We start from the raw sequence: 15,166 nt of genomic DNA, 5'->3' as shown, positions 1-15,166 counted from the left end.
TCAACGGATTAATTAGCCGCACAGACTTGAAGCGCTGCACAACACCGTATCGCTGAACTTTGGCAGCATAAATTAAAAACAATAAGAGAATTGATGGGCACACCTCAGCCACACCGGCAAGTGCAGCAGCTTGGGAGGAAACGAACGGAAAGCCATAAAAAAAGCCCCCGCCGCAATCGCGACAGGGGCTGAGAGGGTGGGTGATGGAAGGGCTACAACAGCCCACAGGCTGCGCGTTTGCGGGCAACAACCTGGGGAACCAGCCAGGCGCCTGTGCCCTAGTCGCCCGCTAGAGGCTGAGGTGCCTGCTCTGGCATCCATGCTTCCTTCGCCGGCGGGGATATTAGGAGTCGAAAGGGGTGGCATTTGCTGCAGCTTGAAACTTATGAATCATTTCCTCCCGTAGGTCGTGTCGTGATCCGGAGCAATAGTGAGTAGCCGCATGTACTCACCCTCACGATGCGCTGTTGCCCTGGGTGAACGGCTAATCCGCAGAGAGTAGACGGCATCGATTCCAGCCGGTGGCTTGATGCTTGTGATCTTCTCCCACTTGATCCCTGGGTCGCGATAGAGCTGGTTCCAGGTGAGCTGGCGGATCTTGTTGAGGGTGTCGAGTGCCGCATGGCGCTCAGCCTTCTGCAGCGTGAGCAACTGCTCCTGAAACACCGGGTTGTTCAGATCCAGCCTGATGCAGCCTTCATGCTTCATCACAGCCAAGGCGCGTCAGGGTTTCAACCAGATCGGCATCCGCTGGTGGGTGACTGGCGGACCAGACCATCGCAGCCTGCAGGGCTGCTGCGGCAGCGGGTTCGTGTAACCAGCGCTCATTGTCTGGAATCACTGTGGCGGTGCGAACGATCCAGACACCCGGCTCAGGCTCTTCCACCAGAACATGGCGGCCGGCGTACTGCTTGCCCAGCGAGATCTGGCCATTGCTGCCGACGAGCTTGATGGCGGGCGGATGGAGCGCGGAAGCCATGGCGAGCGAGGGCGACAGCATTCAGTCTATCGCGACTTTCGTGCGGCACCAATGGGGGGCCTGAGCGCCGCGGCAGGTCTAGGGGCCTCAAGCCATTCCCCCGTACAACTTGAGCAGTGAAATCACGGAGAGGCCCAGCCAGGTGCTGCACCAACTACACCCCACAATCCGCCCGTTTGCGGGCAACAACCTGGGGAGCCAGCCAAGCGCCGGTGCTGCCAGTGGCCCGCCAAAGAGTGAGGCGCAGGGCATCGCGAAGCAGCTTGCGGCGTTCAGCGGAGCTGGAGGTAGGCCAATCGGCCGGGCCAATGCGAATGCCCTGGCCGCCGAGGGCAATGCGGGCAAGGTCTACGGCACGGGCGGTGTGATCGGGATCGGTGGCAATCCACACCCGGGCACTGCGAGCGAGGGCTGGTGGCGCAACCAGTGGGCGAGGGCGGTGATCTGGGTGGCGGTGTCGAAGCCCTGCAGCAGCTCGGGCAGGGGCTGGAGCCGCATCAGGCCGGGTACTGCCAGCGGCATGGATCGCAGATCAAGTGCCGAAGGCCTTCAGGGTGCAGCGGATGTCCTTGAGCAACAGCACCAGATGGAGGGGATCCGTGGGTGAGCGCTGGAACTCTGGAATCAGATGCTCGTAGAACCCCCGGGCTTGCTCTGATTCGGCATGCACCAGCAACGCGCGACAGCCAATGGCATCGCTGATGCTGGCCACGCGTGTGATCACATCAGCCAGCAGGGCGGCTCCAAGACCTTGACCTTCATGGCGTTGATCCACCCCCAGGCGCGCCAGCAAGGCCACGGGCTGGGGATAGCGGCCGGCACCGCGGCGCAGCCGCTCAGGCAGATCGGCGATGGCCACGCTCGCCATGCACCAGGCGTAATAGGCCACCACGGCCGGCTGATCGACGGGAGACACAACGAACACCCTGGTGGTGCCGGTTCCATGGGCCTGCCGGGCCATCTCCACCAGCCAGGCTGTTTGCGCCTGGGAGCGACATTGGAATCCGCCGAGCTGATGGCTGGCCGCCAGCAGCACCGGCGGCCGGTATCCACTCATGCCTGCGGCACAAAAGGTGAAGGCCGCTCCAACAAACGCTTCAGACCAGGCAGGACGCGGGCGGGGCAACTGTTGATCCGCTCCCATTCCTGTTGGGCAGCGGCATCGAGAACAAAGTGCTCACGATCAGCCAGCACTTGATGGGCTGCCAGGCGGCCTTGGCTGAGCAAAAAGGAACTGCGATCGGTGCTGAGAGCAGCAGCGGCCCGATCCAGCAGATCTCGATCGGCCTGACTGGCCCTCAACTCAATGCGGCTCGCCTTGAGCGGCCGGGAGGACGGAGGCGGGACTCGAACCATGGAACGCAGCGAGCAAGAAAACGTACGGACATTGTACGGCATCTGAAGCGCGGTGCTTGCCATCACGCTGCAAACCCACCGTATCCATCTAGCAGGGAAATCACATCTCGGACACGTTGGGTGTTGGGTCGCTGGGCTCGAGTTGGTGGCGGAGCTGGACGAGATTGCACTGAGCTTGGCGTTGAGCTCGGCGAGCCGTTCGTTCTCGCTCTCGATCAACGTTCAAGCGGCTTTCACGAGGCTGCAGGCCTACACCCCCTACACCCCACAATCCACCCGTTTACGGGCAGCAACCTCGGGAGCCAGCCAGGCGCCGGTGCTCCCAGTGGCCCGCCAAAGGGTGAGGCGTAGGGCATCCCGAAGAAGCTTGCGGCGTTCAGCGGAGCTGGGGGCAGGCAAATCGGCCGGGCCAACGCGAATGCCCTGACTGCCAAGGGCAATGCGGGCGAGGATCACGACGCGGGCCGTGTGATCGGGATCGGTGGCAATCCACACCCGGGCACTACGGGGCAAGGGCTGGTGGCGCAACCAGTGGACGAGCGCGGTGATCTGGTTGGCGGTGTCGTAGCGCGGCGGCAGCGGATCAGCAGGCGCTCCCCGGATCCTGCAGCAGTTGCCGCCGGTAACACTCGGCCTGGTTTAGCGGGTGGGCGTGCCATCGAGCACCACGATCAGTTCCCGCGGGCAGGTCCTGATCGGCCAGCCAGCGAGCTGGGGCTGGGGCTGGGGCTGGGGCTCAACAGGATGGCGCGAGAGGGCTGGATCATGAGGGCGAACCGCCAGCGAGATCAGCGAGCTCGGTAGCAATCAGCTGCAGGAATCTCCTGTGGAGGGGGGTGGGGTCGAGCCAGACAAGTGCTCCCGCTCGAAGCGCTCGAGCCTGGAGTTGATCTGCGCGAGCCGCGCGTTCTCGCTCTTGAGCCGTTGCAGCCTCTGCTCGATCGCGTAGCGCTCCACGTCGACGTCGATCGTTGGATGCCAATTGAGCTTCTGCAACAGCCGTCGCCACGGCGGCAGCGATGCAAGGAATTCCTGCTTGCTGCGGTAGATCGAAGGAAGCGGCTCCAAGGATATCGACATGGTCGTAACTCGTGAGCAGGGTGATCAGGGCAAGGAGCAGGCCGGCAAACACCGTGATCCAGCCTTGACGGTCAAATCCCAAATCCACCGTAGCCAGCCCAAACCCTGCAAGCAAAATAGTACAGGCAAACTAGCGAAGCATCCGTGGAATCACGGGTTGTCCGCCGCCGGCCTACACCTCCTAAACCCCACAATCCGCCCGCTTGCAGGCAACAACCTGGGGAGCCAGCCAAGCGCCGGTGCTGCCGGTGGCGCGCCAGAGGGTGAGGCGCAGGACATCCCGAAGCGGCTTGCGGTGCTCGCTAGGAGCGTGTCGCACATAGATCAGGGCGCGGCCTCTCCACAGACGCCCTGAAATCTGCCCAGATCCAAGTGGCAGCAATGGATCTGGGCGAGAGAATGGGGCATGGTCAAGCCCAAGTCCTTCCGCCCCTGGAACCCCGAGCAGACGCTGCTCTTTCCGCCGTCACCAGTGGAGTGGCTGCCAGAGAACCACCTGGTGTTCTTCCTGCTGGATCTGGCCTCTGAGCTGGATCTTGAGGCGATCTACGCCGTTTACCGGCAGAAGGATCCCCGCGGAGAGAAGGTCTACGACCCGCGGATGATGGTGGTGTTGCTGCTGTACGCCTACTGCGTCGGGCTGCCCAGCTCCAGAAAGATCGAGAAGGCCTGCTGGGAGGACGTCGCCTTCCGGGTGCTCACCGGCAACCAAAAGCCTGACCACAGCCGAATCAGTGACTTCCGCCGACGGCACCTGGATGCCCTGGCTGGCCTGTTTGTTCAGGTGCTGCGGCTCTGCCAGAAGGCGGGTCTGGTGAGCCTTGGCCAGGTGGCTCTGGATGGCACCAAGATCCGCGCCAATGCCAGCAAGCACAAGGCCATGAGCCACGAGCGGATGCTGAAGTCCGAGCGGCAGCTGGAGGCTGAAATGCGGGCGCTGCTGCGCAAGGCCGAGATCATCGACGCCCAGGAGGACGGGCAGGTCGGCAAGGGCAAGCGGGGCGACGAACTCCCCGAGGAACTGCAGCGACGCTCCAGCCGGCTGGAGTGGATCCGCAAGGCCAAGGCGGAGCTGGAGGCCGAGGCTGCTGCTGCCAAAACGCGTCAAAGGCAAGCTGAGGCAGAAGCGGCTGAGCAGGAGGCGGAAGCAGCCGAGGCCAGTGGCGACGAACAGCACAGCAAGCGGGCGGCACGCCGCAGCCGTGGTGCGCGCAAGCGTGCAGATGATGCTCAGAAGTTGGCATTCGAGAAGGCCGAGGCCGCGGGCCCGGAGCTGAGCAGCGTTGCCGCTGCCGAGACCGATCCATTGGCGATGCCGCAGCGCACGCTCCCCACCGATGCAGCCGGCAACCCCAAACCGACCGCGCAGCGGAATCACCGCTGCGCGGAAGGCTTCGCCTACACCGACCCCGACAGCCACATCCTCAAAGGCGCTGACGGCTGGATCCAGGGCTACAACGCCCAAGCCGCCGTCGATGGCGACCACCAAGTGATCGTGGCCATCGGCGTCAGCAACCAGCCCAGCGATGCGGTGCACCTGCTGCCCATGCTGGAGCTCATCGAGGCCAACACCGGGCAGTTGCCAGATGCCTTGATCGCCGATGCCGGCTACTGCAGCACCGCCAACCTGGAAGCCTGTGAGGAGAAAGGGCTGCAGGCATACATCTCCACCAGCCGGCAGCAGCACGGCCAGAGGCCCAGGCCCTCACGGGGCCGAGCACCCAGAGATCTTGATGCCCGCGGACGGATGGAGCGGAAGCTCAGATCCAAAGCCGGCCAAGCGATCTATGCCCTGCGCAAGACGGTGGTTGAACCAGTATTTGGCCAGATCAAAGGGGCCAGAGGTCTGGATCGCTTCCGATTGAGGGGGCTGGAGAAGGTGAATGGGGAATGGGCGCTGATGGCCACCACCCACAACATCCTCAAGCTGTTCAGGGCAAGCGCGGCAGCGGCCTGAGGGCCTGATTCGCCAAAGCTGTGATCGGGTGTCCCTGAATCACAGAGGCTGATTCACCACTTCCTGGCCTCGGCCCAACGTGCGACACACTCCTAGGGCTGGGGGTAGGCAAATCAGCCGGACCAACGCGAATGCCCTGGCTGCCGAGGGCGATGCGGGCGAGGATCACGGCGCGGGCGGTGTGATCGGGATCGGTGGCAATCCACACCCGAGCACTGCGGGGCGAGGGCTGGAGGCGCAATCAGTGGGCGAGGGCGGTGATCTGGGGGCGGTGTCATAGCGCGGCGGCAGCGGATCAGCAGGCGCTCCCCGGTTCCTGCAGCAGTTGCTGCCGGTAACACTCGGCCTGGTTTAGCGGGTGGGCGTGCCATCAAGCACCACGATCAGTTCCAGCGGGCAGGCCCTGATCGGCCAGCCAGCGAGCTGGGGCTGGGGCTGGGGCTCAACACGATGGCGCGAGAGGGCTGGATCACGAGGGCGCCCCACCAGCGAGATCAGCAAGCTCGGTAGAGATCAACTGTATAAATCTCCTGTGGAGGGGGGTGGGATCGAGCCAGACAAGTGCTCCCGCTCGAAGCGCTCGAGCCTGGAGTTGGCTTGCTCGAGCCGCGCGATCTCGCTCTCGAGCTGTTTCATCCGCTTCTCGTGCTCGATCTTCCTGTTCTCGTGCTCGATCTTCCTGTTCTCGTACTCGATCTTCCTGCGCTCGAATTCGATCTCGCGAATCTCGTATTCGACGACGGGATGCCAATTGAGCCTCGACAACCAGCGTCGCCAGCGAGGCAGCGAGGACAGAAACTCCGATTTGCTTATTGAGCTGGAGGGTTGGGCCCCAAAAGAAGTCGACATGGCCATAACCCGTAAAAAGTGTGATCAAGGCGAGCAGAAGGCCGGCAATGAGCGTGATCGCGCCCTGTAGGTCAATTCCCAAAACCACCGTAGCCAGCCCAAACCCTGAACACAGGATAGTACAAGCAAACTAATAAAGCATCCGTGGAATCACGGGTCCCGCCGCCGGCCTGCACCCCTAAACCCCACAATCCGCCCGTTTACGGGCAGCAACCTCGGGAGCCAGCCAGGCGCCGGTGCTCCCAGTGGCCCTCCAAAGAGTGAGGCGCAAAGCATCGCGAAGAAGCTTGCGGTGCTCGCTAGGGCTGGGTGTAGGCAAATCGGTCGGGCCAACGCGAATGCCCTGGCTGCCGAGGGCGATGCGGGGCGAGCGCTGGTGGCGCAACCAGTGGGCGAGGGCGGTGATCTGGGTGATGGTGGGAAGCTAAAAACATCAGGGCAGTTTCACCAAAAAAGCGGGCTTCAAGTAGCGGGTCGGCGGGGGCGAGGCCCTTCCGGCCCGTGGCAATGGTCAGCAACGCTGCCGAGCAGGAACTGGTTGAGGAAGGGCAGCTCAGTTCGCTAGAAACGTCTCCACACTGATGCCTGCTTGGTGCAGGATGGCGCGAAGGGTTCCCTCTGGCATGTCACCGGGGTGGTTCGGGATCGTGGTGTAGCGATTGCCGGAATGTTGGTACCAGATCTCGTGGGAACCAGCTGCTTGGCGGTCAAACGCAAAGCCGAAGAGCTTCAAACGCTTGGTGACATCCCGATACCGATAACCAGACAGACGACCCACTACGCGCTCAGAACAACGGGAAGCTCAAAGGACTGCGCGAGGGGAGCAGAAGCTTCAAGTTCACCCCGATCAAGCCGCGCTTCGCGAAGCTTTTTGGCCACATCACGGGCAATCTCGAGGGTCTCCGCCACGGTGCGCCCCTGGGCGATCAGACCAGGAATGCTTTCACAGGTGGCAAGAAAGCCGCCCTCAGGAAGCTGCTCCAAATGAAAGTTGACGAGCCATTCAGCCACGGCGGAGGTCCCGGAGGGTCAGTTCAATTTAGGAAAACATTTGTTCCCGGTAGCTGGCGGCAAGGAGCAGGGCAGCGAAAACCGTAATCCAGCCTTGACGGTCAAGTCATAAAACCACCTTAGCCAGCAGAAACCTGAACACAGGATAGTACAAGCAAACTATCAAAGCATTCGTGAAATCACGCAAAGGCCAGCCAGGTGCTGCACCAACTACACCCCACAATTCGCGCGTTTGCGGGCAACAACCTGGGGAGCCAGCCAAGCGCCGGTGCTGCCAGTGGCGCGCCAGAGGGTGAGGCGCAGGGCATCCCGAAGCAGCTTGCGGTGCTCGCTAGGGCTGGGGGTAGGCAAATCGGCCGGACCAACGCGAATGCCCTGGCTGCCGAGGGCAATGCGGGCGAGGACTACGGCGCGGGCGGTGTGATCGGGATCGGTGGCAATCCAGACGTGGCGGGGCCCGGGGGCGGGCTGGGCGCGAAGCCAGGCGGCCAGGGCGGTGATCTGGGTGGTGGTGTCGTAGCCCTGGAGCAGTTCGGGCAGGGGCTGTGGCGGCGGAGTGGTGCGGGGGCAGCGGATCAGCAGACGCTGCGGCGGCCGTGAACAACACCGGGACAGCAGCCAGGAGCTGGAGCCGCATTAGGCCGAGTGCAGTCAGCAGCAAGCCCGCAACACCATCGACCACACAGCCTCGGCGTAGCCGGACATTTGCTCGGGGGTGATGGTGGGATGCAGCAAAAACATCAAGCTGGTCTCCCCCAGCTCTCCGCCCACAGGCAACCGCTCAGCCGCCACATCACCGAAGCGGCCCACGGACTGACTGGAGCCGAGGGGCAATGAACAGAAAAAATCAAATCACGCTGGTGAACAAGACAGGCTCAGACCTCGGAACTCTTTTGCAGCAGGCGAACCAACATGCGGCGCTGGTGATCTTGGCCACCGAAGAACACAGCAAGCACCTGGATGTCCCGCTGCTGAGCGCGTGGCCGAAACCAATAGACCGCGCGATCGAGAGCCAGATGTCGAAGGCCAGGCATCAGATCATCGTGCGATTCTCCGCGCCAAGGAGCGGTGGCTAACCGTTCAGCGGCAGCAATAATGGCCTCGATGCGCGCTTGTGCGTGTCGATTAGCCTCGGCCGGTGATTCCCCAAAACTACAATAGGCCTGAGTGAGGGACTCAGTGATCAGCAACAGATCGTTGATGGGCTCTGCGGCGAAGACAACCGTCCATGGAGCCTCGCTCATCGGGGCTGCGCCGCCAACTTGGCCCGCAGTTGATCGGCAGAGATGAAGGCCCCATTCGCGCGCTGCTGAAGCAAGACCTGCAAAGCCGCTCGATCGGCTTGGGCATCAGCCTCCTGCTGCTGCAGCAGCTCAAGGCCCTGCTGCAGCACAGCACTCACCGACGGGAAGCGACCAGCGCCCACCAAGGCCTTGGCAAAAGCATGCTGATCCTCGCGGAGAGACACGGAACTCTTGACGACCACGAGAGCAGCACCCACAAGCACAACCTAGTGTGACTGAGTAACACCAGATCGTCAAGGGTCCTGGCCCTTGCTCTCGAGCCACCCCGCCGCAGCCAAGACCTGGGCCACGCTGGCTTGAAGCGCCACAGACACCACACCCGCGGCCAGAAAGCCGCGTTGGCAGCTACCCCCTACAGCCCACAGGCCACCCGCTTGCGGGCAACAACCTGGGGAACCAGCCAGGCGCCGGTGGACCCAGTGACGCGCCAGAGGGTGAGGCGCAGGGCATCCCGAAAGAGCTTGCGGCGTTCACCGGAGCTGGGGGTAGGCAAATCGGTCGGGCCAACGCGAATACCCTGGCTGCCAAGGGCAATGCGGGCGAGGACTACGGCGCGGGCGGTGTGATCGGGATCGGTGGCAATCCACACCCGGGCACTGCGGGGCGAGGGCTGGTGGCCCAACCAGTGGGTGAGGGCGGTGATCTGGGTGGCAGTGTCGAAGCCCTGGAGCAGTTCGGGTGTGGGCTGGGGTGGCGGCGTACCCGTGGGGCAGCGAATTAACAGGCGCGGGGGGAAAGCCGTGTTGACAGAACCCCTCCAACGCCCTATCCGCCCGTTTGCGGGAAACAACCTCGGAAAACAGCCAGGCGCCCGTGCTGCTCAGCTGAATTCGCCGTATTCAAGCAGGAAGCTGATCAGCCCTCGGAGTTGTTGGGTGTGTTCTGGGGTGGGGGCGAGCTGGTGCTGGAGCTGAACAAGAGCGCATCGATTTTGGCGTTGAGCTCGGCGAGCCGCTCGTTCTCGCTCTTGAGCTGCTTCATCCGCTGCTCGTGCGCGATCTTCCTTTGCTCGTCGTCTTTCCTCAGCTGCGCGTCCTCGCTCTCGAGCTGCCTCATCCGATGCTCGTGCGCGATCTTCCGCTTCTCGAACTCGCGCTCTCTCCGATCGAACTCGATCTCTCTCAGCTCGTAGTCGACAACGGGTCGCCAGTTGAGCATCGCCAACAAGCGCCGGAACCAGGGCAGCGAGGAGTAGTACTCTGACTTGCTGATCAAGGGCGACGGTGCCGTAGAAGGGGATGAGGACATGGCGGTATGACGAGAAAAGAGTAATCAGCGCCAGAAGACTTCCAAGGATGAGGGTGATCCAAGCCTGGATGTCGAATAAAAAAATACTACCCACGCCGGGCCGTCGCTGCTCTTTAAATAATACACCTGTACTGCACCATTGCTTCGGCCGTGGGACGGGGTGGGTTTTGTGTCGATTTTGCGTCCTGTACGGGCCGTACGGAATGGCGAATCGGCCTCAACCGCAATAGCCCCTTCACCCACGGCCTGAAAGCCGCGTGGACTGCAACCTGCCTACACCCCACACTCCGCCCGCTTGCGGGCCAGAACACGCGGAACCAGCCAGGCGCCGGTGCTACCGGTCGCTCGCCACAGCGTGAGCCGCAAGGCATCGCCCCAGAGCTTGCGGCGTTCGCCAGCGCTGGGGGCTGGGGGCTCAGCAGGACCCACGCGTATGCCCTGGCTGCCAAGGGCAATGCGGGCCAGGAGCACGGCGCGGGCGGTGTGATCAGGGTCTGTGGCGATCCACACCCGGGCCACAGGGGGCGGGGGCTGCTGCTGCAGCCATTGGGCGAGAGCGGTGATCTGGGTGGCGGTGTCAAAACCCTGCAGCAGTTCGGGCCATGGCTGCGCTGGGGTTGCATCGCGGGGACAACGGATCAGCAGGCGCTGGGGCGGCTGGGCTAGAGCAGCGGCAATGCGATCAGCAACCGCAAAGCGGGCAGCGCCACCATCCAGGATCACCAGCAAATCGCGATCGGCAGCGGACAGCGGAACCGAAAGCACGACGGCGGGGGCGATCCATGGCCAGGCCAGCCATACCGCTGCGCACGTGGCACTAAGCACAAGAGAGACCAGCATCTGGGGACGCATCCACCCCCTCAAGCAAACCCGCCGTATTCCTCCAACAGGGAGATCACATCTCGGACTCGCTGGGCGTTGGATTCGCTGGGCTCGAGTTGGTGACGGAGCTGCACGAGATTGCACTCAGCTTGGCGTTGAGCTCGGCGAGCCGCTCGTTCTCGCTCCTCAGCTTCTTCATCCTCTGCTCGTGCGCGATCTTCCGCTGCTTGAACTCGATCTCTCTCAGCTCGTAGTCGACAACGGGTCGCCAGTTGAGCATCGCCAACAAGCGCCGGAACCAAGGCAGCGAGGAGTAATACTCCGATTTGCTGATTGAGGGCGATGGCGCCGAGGAAGGGGAGGTGGACATGGCTGTACGACGTGAAAAGTGTGATCAGCGCGAGCAGGCCGCCCAGGAGCAGGGTGATCCAGCCCTGGATGTCGAATAGCCAAATCCTACCCACGCCGGACTCTCGCCGATCAGCTAATAATACGCCTGTACTGATGGGCGGTGGTGCTTGCCCTCGGAGCCGCCAGCGGACCCCGCCCGAACCAGGCTCTGGCCCACCTGCAGCTCAAAGCTCATTACGCCATCTGCGCCCTCACGAGCTGCAGCCGCAACAACGTCCGAGCGGCTTTCACAAGGCCGCCGGCCATAATCGCCAGAGCCACCACACCCGCGGCCTGAAAGCCGCAATGGCATCAGCACCACGCCCTACCGGCAAGCGCGCTTCACCACCGACCGCACAGCCTCGGCGTAGGCGGCCATCTGCTCAGGGGTAATGGTGGGATGCACCAGGAACATCAGACTGGTCGCCCCCAGCTCACGAGCCACAGGCAACCGCTCAGCAGGAGCCAAGCCAGCCTCCTGAAAGCACTTCTCCAGATAGATCTCGCTGAGGATGCGATCGCGTCTCCAGCCTTCGGCCAGGGCTTCTGGCTTCACGAAGACATAGAACTTGTACCAAGCGTGGATGATGCCCTCCGGCGGCAGGGGCATACGCACGACGGGGCAATCGGCCAGGGCTTCGGCGAGCATTACTTCGCCAACGGCAGCAAGGCCTTCCCCAAAGAACGCCTCGCAGTATTCGTCGCCGGCAAGGTGCTGCAGCTCGACAACTACCGCAAACTCCAGGCCTGGGGCATCCCCGGCTTCCGCACCCGCCGCCGCCTCTCCCAGGGCAAAGGCCAGGTGGCCTGCTGCTCAGTCTTCCTCGAGGCGATCGAAACCGGCGGCCCGGCGCCGATCCCCACCGCCGAGCTCTTTGAGGTGCAGCGCTGGCTGCTGCAGGCGGTGGGGCGGTAGTCCACCTAGTGGTTCGCCCCTGACTGCCAAGAAATCGAGCCTCACCTATGGTTCATCCCATCCCCACTTCACTGCTCGGCTTCGCCCAGATCCCTGCTCAGCTCCACACGGATTGTTTCCCCAGGTCTCCCGATGACCCCATCAACCACGCACCAACCCTCGTCTCAGTCATCCTCCCCTCTCTCAGAGGTCGAAGAGATTGCTCTGTTTGAGCGCACCTGTGCCCGTCTGATAGCCGATCCCGAGCGTCTGAAGGTCGTGATTCGTAAAGCTGGTATCACAGACAATCTCGGCCGGCTGACCAGGCGCTATGGCGGCAGCTAATCCCTCCCTCTACGAGTTCCTCCCTGGATTCCTTCTTGGTTTTCATTGAACTAAGAAAGATGTTGCAAAGAAAGTTCTCGAAGGCAAAGACGTTCTTCGGAAAACTGCCAACGATTACGACTGGCTTGGGGCGGGTATTTACTTCTGGGAGTCCAGCCCTACCCGCGCCCGCGAGTTTGCGGTCGAATCCTTTGCTCGCCGCAAACCGCCATATCTCGGTGAAATCGGTGTGGTTGGCGCCATCATTGATCCTGGTAAGTGCCTGAATCTTTTGGAGTCATCGGCTATTGCGCAAGTGAAGGTCGCGTACTCAGCTGTGTGCGCTAACTTTGCCGAGGGCACGATGCCCTGCAATCAGGGAGGTGGGGATTTGCTGAAGCGCTATCTAGATTGCGCTGTTATCCAGACGCTTCATCAAATTCGGGAAGAGGCCTCGAGTACGGGCGAGGTTGGGAAGCTCCCTCCGTATCAAACAGTCAGAGCTGCCTTTCGGGAAGGAGATCCGCTATACAAGGATGCAGGCTTCCATGAGAAAACACACATCCAGATCGCGGTGCGCGATCTTTACTGTATCAAGGGTTTTCAGGCCGCTTTAGCCACTGGAAGCACTTATTCTTATGTTGGCGCTGCTGCTAGCCGTTTTTTACGGAGCTGAGTATGGCTATCTACTCTCCGTGCTCAGGCTGCTCAGGCAGAGAGAACAGGAAAATCTGCCGATCGCCGCACAGCTGAAGCAGAAACGCTTGAAGATCGAAGCCGAAATCGCCGAGATCGAATGCGAGACCAAGCAGCTGCGCGCCGGGAACGCCCAGTGCCAACCCTGTAAATGGGTGTAAATGGGTGTAGTTTTGGCGCATGCTCAATGCCGACGCCCTTCGGATCACTCCGGAAATCCTCCGGCTTATCGCCAGGATCGATGAATTCAAAGGCGCCTGGCGTTCACTGGATACGTTGGCGCCTGAGCGTCTCTCGGCCCTCAGGCGGGTGGCCACCATCGAGAGCATCGGCTCCTCCACGCGCATCGAAGGCAGCCGTCTGAGCAACCGTGAGGTGGAGCAGCTTCTCGGCAACCTCGAGATCAAAGCCTTTGCGACCCGTGATCAGCAGGAGGTGGCAGGCTATGCCGAGGTCATGGAGCTGGTGTTTGCGTCCTGGCAGGAGATTCCCTTCAGCGAAAACCACCTTCAGCAATTGCATCAGATTCTGCTGCGCTACAGCGAGAAAGATGCCTGGCACCGTGGTCGCTATAAAACCAATCCCAACAGCGTTGCCGCTTTCGACGACACAGGCACTCAGATCGGTATCGTTTTTCAGACTGCATCGCCGTTTGACACGCCACGTTTGATGGCCGAGCTGGTGGTTTGGGTTCAGCAGCAGCGCAGCTCAGGCCAGCTTCATCCATTGCTGATCATCGCCATCAGCATCGTTGTTTTTCTCGAGATTCATCCGTTTCAAGATGGCAACGGACGACTCTCACGGGTCATCACCACCCTGCTGCTTCTGCAGGCGGGTTACGCCTACGTGCCCTACAGCTCCTTGGAGAGCGTGGTCGAGAAAAGCAAGGAGGCCTATTACCTGGCGCTGCGTCAGACCCAGGCCACGATTCGAACCGAGCTTCCCAACTGGGAGCCGTGGCTTCTGTTTTTCCTGCGCTCCCTTACCGAACAGATCCGCCGGCTCCAGGTCAAAGTGGAGCGCGAGCAGCTCGTGTTGGCAGCCATGCCGGAGCTGCAGTTGCAGATCGTCGAGTTTGCCCGCGAACACGGCCGGGTCACGATCGGTGAGGCCATCAGGCTCACGGCTGCAAGCCGGAACACCCTGAAGCAGCATTTCCGCCTGTTGGTGGAACGCGGCACGCTGAGCCAGCATGGCCGCGGCCGTGGAGTTTGGTATGCATTGCGCTGAAACCTCAACGGCCCCCGCCCCAGCGGGGCTTTTTTTATGCCCGAACGCAACCACTTGACTTCCACCTACTGCATCCTCGGCCTCGGCTACATCGGCCTGCCCACCGCTGCTGTGGCCTCCGGTGCCCTGAGTGCCCAGCTCACTTCGGCGCCGTCCATCGTGTTCCTGATCGCTGTTCCCAAGCCCTTTAGCAGCTGATCTTGCGGCCTTCCAGCAGCTGCCGGTTGGCGATAGCTCAAAGCTCATTATTCCATCGGCACCCTCACGACCTGCAGCCGCAACCACTCCCGAGCGGCTTTCACAAGGCCGCCAGCCTAAACCGCCACAGCCAGCACACACGCGGCCTGAAAGCTGCGTTGGTATTAGCAGAGCGCCCTACCGGCAAGCCCGCGCCACCACCGACCGCACAGCCTCAGAGTAGCCGGCCATCTGCTTAGGGGCGATAGTGAGATGCACCAAAAACATCAAGCTGGTCGCCCCCAGCTCACGAGCCACAGGCAACCCCTCAGCAGGAGCCAAGCAAGCTTCCTGAAAGCACTTCTCCAGGTAGATCTTGCTGCAGCTGCCGGAGAGAGCTGGATAGCAGAGGGCAGCGATCTCACTAAGGATGCGGTCGCGGCTCCAGCCGTCCGCCAGGGCTTGGGCGAGGAGCAGGGCATTGCGGCTGCGGGCGACGGTCCATATGGGCAGCCGCTGCAGCTGGATGCGGCCGATGGCACTCTGCAGTTCGGTGAGGCGGAAATTGGAACCGTAGCCGCAGGCCCGCGAAGCGGTAGCGCTCGTGCAGCCAGCGAAAGCCGGGGGGATGCTCCCGCCCGAAGACCGCCTCCTGGGTTTTGCCGTGGTCTTTAAGAGTTTGCTGAAAAACCAGGCCCACGCGAGAATGGCGTAGCTGCTCTGACGTGGACCCCGGCAATCGGTCCAGGGTGAATGAGAGTCCTCAGCCGGCCAGACTGGGCCGGGGACTTCACCATGAAACGCACCAGGCACACCGCGGAGCAGATCATCCGCAAGCTGAAAACGGC

At 62.2% G+C, this 15,166-nt stretch carries 26 protein-coding genes; 6 read left to right on the top strand and 20 right to left on the bottom strand.

The genetic code is table 11. The features are described from left to right. Positions 1–390: 390 nt before the first annotated feature. The 8 genes from KBY70_RS00130 to KBY70_RS00095 all read right to left on the bottom strand — a co-directional run bounded on the left by KBY70_RS00130 (position 391) and on the right by KBY70_RS00095 (position 3,415). Positions 391–708 (bottom strand): hypothetical protein, encoded by a 318-nt coding sequence (locus KBY70_RS00130; RefSeq protein WP_094561703.1) that lies wholly within the window; start codon positions 706–708, stop codon positions 391–393. Continuing rightward, positions 698–979 (bottom strand): hypothetical protein, encoded by a 282-nt coding sequence (locus KBY70_RS00125; RefSeq protein WP_094561713.1) that lies wholly within the window; start codon positions 977–979, stop codon positions 698–700. Before KBY70_RS00125 ends, KBY70_RS00130 begins: the two co-directional genes overlap by 11 nt. 154 nt (positions 980–1,133) lie before the next feature. Continuing rightward, positions 1,134–1,370 carry a hypothetical protein gene (locus KBY70_RS00120; protein ID WP_254986934.1) on the bottom strand — a complete coding sequence of 79 codons (237 nt, stop codon included), beginning with the start codon at positions 1,368–1,370 and terminating at the stop codon, positions 1,134–1,136. Then, the gene (locus tag KBY70_RS00115; protein ID WP_254986933.1) at positions 1,328–1,501 is read right to left on the bottom strand and encodes a hypothetical protein; all 174 of its coding nucleotides are present in this window, start codon (positions 1,499–1,501) and stop codon (positions 1,328–1,330) included. The genes KBY70_RS00120 and KBY70_RS00115 overlap by 43 nt, the downstream gene beginning before the upstream one ends. A gap of 10 nt (positions 1,502–1,511) precedes the next feature. After that, entirely contained in the window at positions 1,512–2,036 is a 525-nt protein-coding gene (locus KBY70_RS00110; RefSeq protein WP_094561705.1) for a GNAT family N-acetyltransferase, read from the bottom strand. After that, positions 2,033–2,398, bottom strand: a complete 366-nt coding sequence (locus tag KBY70_RS00105; RefSeq protein ID WP_233128792.1) for a DUF1778 domain-containing protein — start codon at positions 2,396–2,398, stop codon at positions 2,033–2,035. Before KBY70_RS00105 ends, KBY70_RS00110 begins: the two co-directional genes overlap by 4 nt. Positions 2,399–2,593: 195 nt before the next feature. Beyond that, complete coding sequence (locus KBY70_RS00100; protein ID WP_254986932.1) at positions 2,594–2,848, bottom strand: hypothetical protein; 255 nt, start codon at positions 2,846–2,848, stop codon at positions 2,594–2,596. Between the two features lie 294 nt (positions 2,849–3,142). After that, positions 3,143–3,415, bottom strand: a complete 273-nt coding sequence (locus KBY70_RS00095; protein ID WP_254986931.1) for a hypothetical protein — start codon at positions 3,413–3,415, stop codon at positions 3,143–3,145. Between the two features lie 406 nt (positions 3,416–3,821). Here KBY70_RS00095 and KBY70_RS00090 point away from each other — a divergent pair, with 406 nt between their 5' ends. Further along, positions 3,822–5,372 carry an IS1182 family transposase gene (locus KBY70_RS00090; protein ID WP_254986930.1) on the top strand — a complete coding sequence of 517 codons (1,551 nt, stop codon included), beginning with the start codon at positions 3,822–3,824 and terminating at the stop codon, positions 5,370–5,372. Between the two features lie 513 nt (positions 5,373–5,885). Here KBY70_RS00090 and KBY70_RS00085 read toward each other — a convergent pair. From KBY70_RS00085 to KBY70_RS00075, 3 genes are all read right to left on the bottom strand, one after another. Then, on the bottom strand, positions 5,886–6,221 hold the full coding sequence (locus KBY70_RS00085; RefSeq protein WP_254986929.1) for a hypothetical protein: 336 nt from the start codon (positions 6,219–6,221) through the stop codon (positions 5,886–5,888). A 553-nt stretch (positions 6,222–6,774) separates the two neighbouring features. Next, the gene (locus tag KBY70_RS00080) at positions 6,775–6,999 is read right to left on the bottom strand and encodes a type II toxin-antitoxin system HicA family toxin (RefSeq protein ID WP_254986928.1); all 225 of its coding nucleotides are present in this window, start codon (positions 6,997–6,999) and stop codon (positions 6,775–6,777) included. Continuing rightward, positions 6,999–7,232, bottom strand: coding sequence for a type II toxin-antitoxin system HicB family antitoxin (locus KBY70_RS00075; RefSeq protein ID WP_254986927.1), 234 nt, complete (start codon positions 7,230–7,232; stop codon positions 6,999–7,001). Before KBY70_RS00075 ends, KBY70_RS00080 begins: the two co-directional genes overlap by 1 nt. Before the next feature lie 198 nt (positions 7,233–7,430). Between KBY70_RS00075 and KBY70_RS00070 the strand changes: the two genes are divergently transcribed. After that, a complete protein-coding gene (locus KBY70_RS00070) occupies positions 7,431–7,832 on the top strand; it encodes a hypothetical protein (RefSeq protein ID WP_254986926.1) in 402 nt (133 codons plus the stop codon). Positions 7,833–7,883: 51 nt separating this feature from the next. On the opposite strand, the gene KBY70_RS00065 is transcribed toward KBY70_RS00070, so the two are convergent. The 8 genes from KBY70_RS00065 to KBY70_RS00030 all read right to left on the bottom strand — a co-directional run bounded on the left by KBY70_RS00065 (position 7,884) and on the right by KBY70_RS00030 (position 11,606). Next, on the bottom strand, positions 7,884–8,066 hold the full coding sequence (locus KBY70_RS00065) for a hypothetical protein (protein ID WP_254986925.1): 183 nt from the start codon (positions 8,064–8,066) through the stop codon (positions 7,884–7,886). A 41-nt stretch (positions 8,067–8,107) separates the two neighbouring features. Then, the gene (locus KBY70_RS00060) at positions 8,108–8,476 is read right to left on the bottom strand and encodes a type II toxin-antitoxin system RelE/ParE family toxin (RefSeq protein WP_254986924.1); all 369 of its coding nucleotides are present in this window, start codon (positions 8,474–8,476) and stop codon (positions 8,108–8,110) included. After that, complete coding sequence (locus tag KBY70_RS00055; protein ID WP_233128804.1) at positions 8,473–8,700, bottom strand: type II toxin-antitoxin system ParD family antitoxin; 228 nt, start codon at positions 8,698–8,700, stop codon at positions 8,473–8,475. Before KBY70_RS00055 ends, KBY70_RS00060 begins: the two co-directional genes overlap by 4 nt. A gap of 188 nt (positions 8,701–8,888) precedes the next feature. After that, on the bottom strand, positions 8,889–9,326 hold the full coding sequence (locus KBY70_RS00050; protein ID WP_254986923.1) for a YdcF family protein: 438 nt from the start codon (positions 9,324–9,326) through the stop codon (positions 8,889–8,891). 65 nt (positions 9,327–9,391) lie between these two features. After that, positions 9,392–9,784 carry a hypothetical protein gene (locus KBY70_RS00045; RefSeq protein ID WP_254986922.1) on the bottom strand — a complete coding sequence of 131 codons (393 nt, stop codon included), beginning with the start codon at positions 9,782–9,784 and terminating at the stop codon, positions 9,392–9,394. Positions 9,785–10,057: 273 nt separating this feature from the next. Continuing rightward, positions 10,058–10,549, bottom strand: coding sequence for a YdcF family protein (locus tag KBY70_RS00040; protein WP_254986921.1), 492 nt, complete (start codon positions 10,547–10,549; stop codon positions 10,058–10,060). Between the two features lie 130 nt (positions 10,550–10,679). After that, positions 10,680–10,976 carry a hypothetical protein gene (locus KBY70_RS00035; protein WP_254986920.1) on the bottom strand — a complete coding sequence of 99 codons (297 nt, stop codon included), beginning with the start codon at positions 10,974–10,976 and terminating at the stop codon, positions 10,680–10,682. A 345-nt stretch (positions 10,977–11,321) separates the two neighbouring features. Further along, the gene (locus KBY70_RS00030) at positions 11,322–11,606 is read right to left on the bottom strand and encodes a hypothetical protein (protein WP_254986919.1); all 285 of its coding nucleotides are present in this window, start codon (positions 11,604–11,606) and stop codon (positions 11,322–11,324) included. On the opposite strand from KBY70_RS00030, the gene KBY70_RS00025 reads away from it, so the two are divergent. From KBY70_RS00025 to KBY70_RS00010, 4 genes are all read left to right on the top strand, one after another. Beyond that, positions 11,577–11,912 carry a hypothetical protein gene (locus tag KBY70_RS00025; RefSeq protein WP_254986918.1) on the top strand — a complete coding sequence of 112 codons (336 nt, stop codon included), beginning with the start codon at positions 11,577–11,579 and terminating at the stop codon, positions 11,910–11,912. The genes KBY70_RS00030 and KBY70_RS00025 overlap by 30 nt on opposite strands. A 944-nt stretch (positions 11,913–12,856) precedes the next feature. After that, the gene (locus KBY70_RS00020; RefSeq protein WP_254986917.1) at positions 12,857–13,072 is read left to right on the top strand and encodes a hypothetical protein; all 216 of its coding nucleotides are present in this window, start codon (positions 12,857–12,859) and stop codon (positions 13,070–13,072) included. A 19-nt stretch (positions 13,073–13,091) separates the two neighbouring features. Then, a complete protein-coding gene (locus KBY70_RS00015; protein ID WP_254986916.1) occupies positions 13,092–14,141 on the top strand; it encodes a Fic family protein in 1,050 nt (349 codons plus the stop codon). A 54-nt stretch (positions 14,142–14,195) separates the two neighbouring features. Then, positions 14,196–14,339, top strand: coding sequence for a hypothetical protein (locus KBY70_RS00010; protein ID WP_254986915.1), 144 nt, complete (start codon positions 14,196–14,198; stop codon positions 14,337–14,339). 177 nt (positions 14,340–14,516) lie between these two features. Here KBY70_RS00010 and KBY70_RS14435 read toward each other — a convergent pair whose 3' ends face one another. Then, positions 14,517–15,131, bottom strand: a complete 615-nt coding sequence (locus KBY70_RS14435; RefSeq protein WP_254987184.1) for a DegT/DnrJ/EryC1/StrS family aminotransferase — start codon at positions 15,129–15,131, stop codon at positions 14,517–14,519. Between the last annotated feature and the right edge of the window lie 35 nt (positions 15,132–15,166).

The organism is Cyanobium sp. ATX 6E8, from assembly GCF_024346335.1.
Lineage (GTDB): Bacteria > Cyanobacteriota > Cyanobacteriia > PCC-6307 > Cyanobiaceae > Cyanobium_A.
Note: the sequence above shows the minus strand (reverse complement) of the source record. Positions and strands in the feature narration are given on the sequence as shown.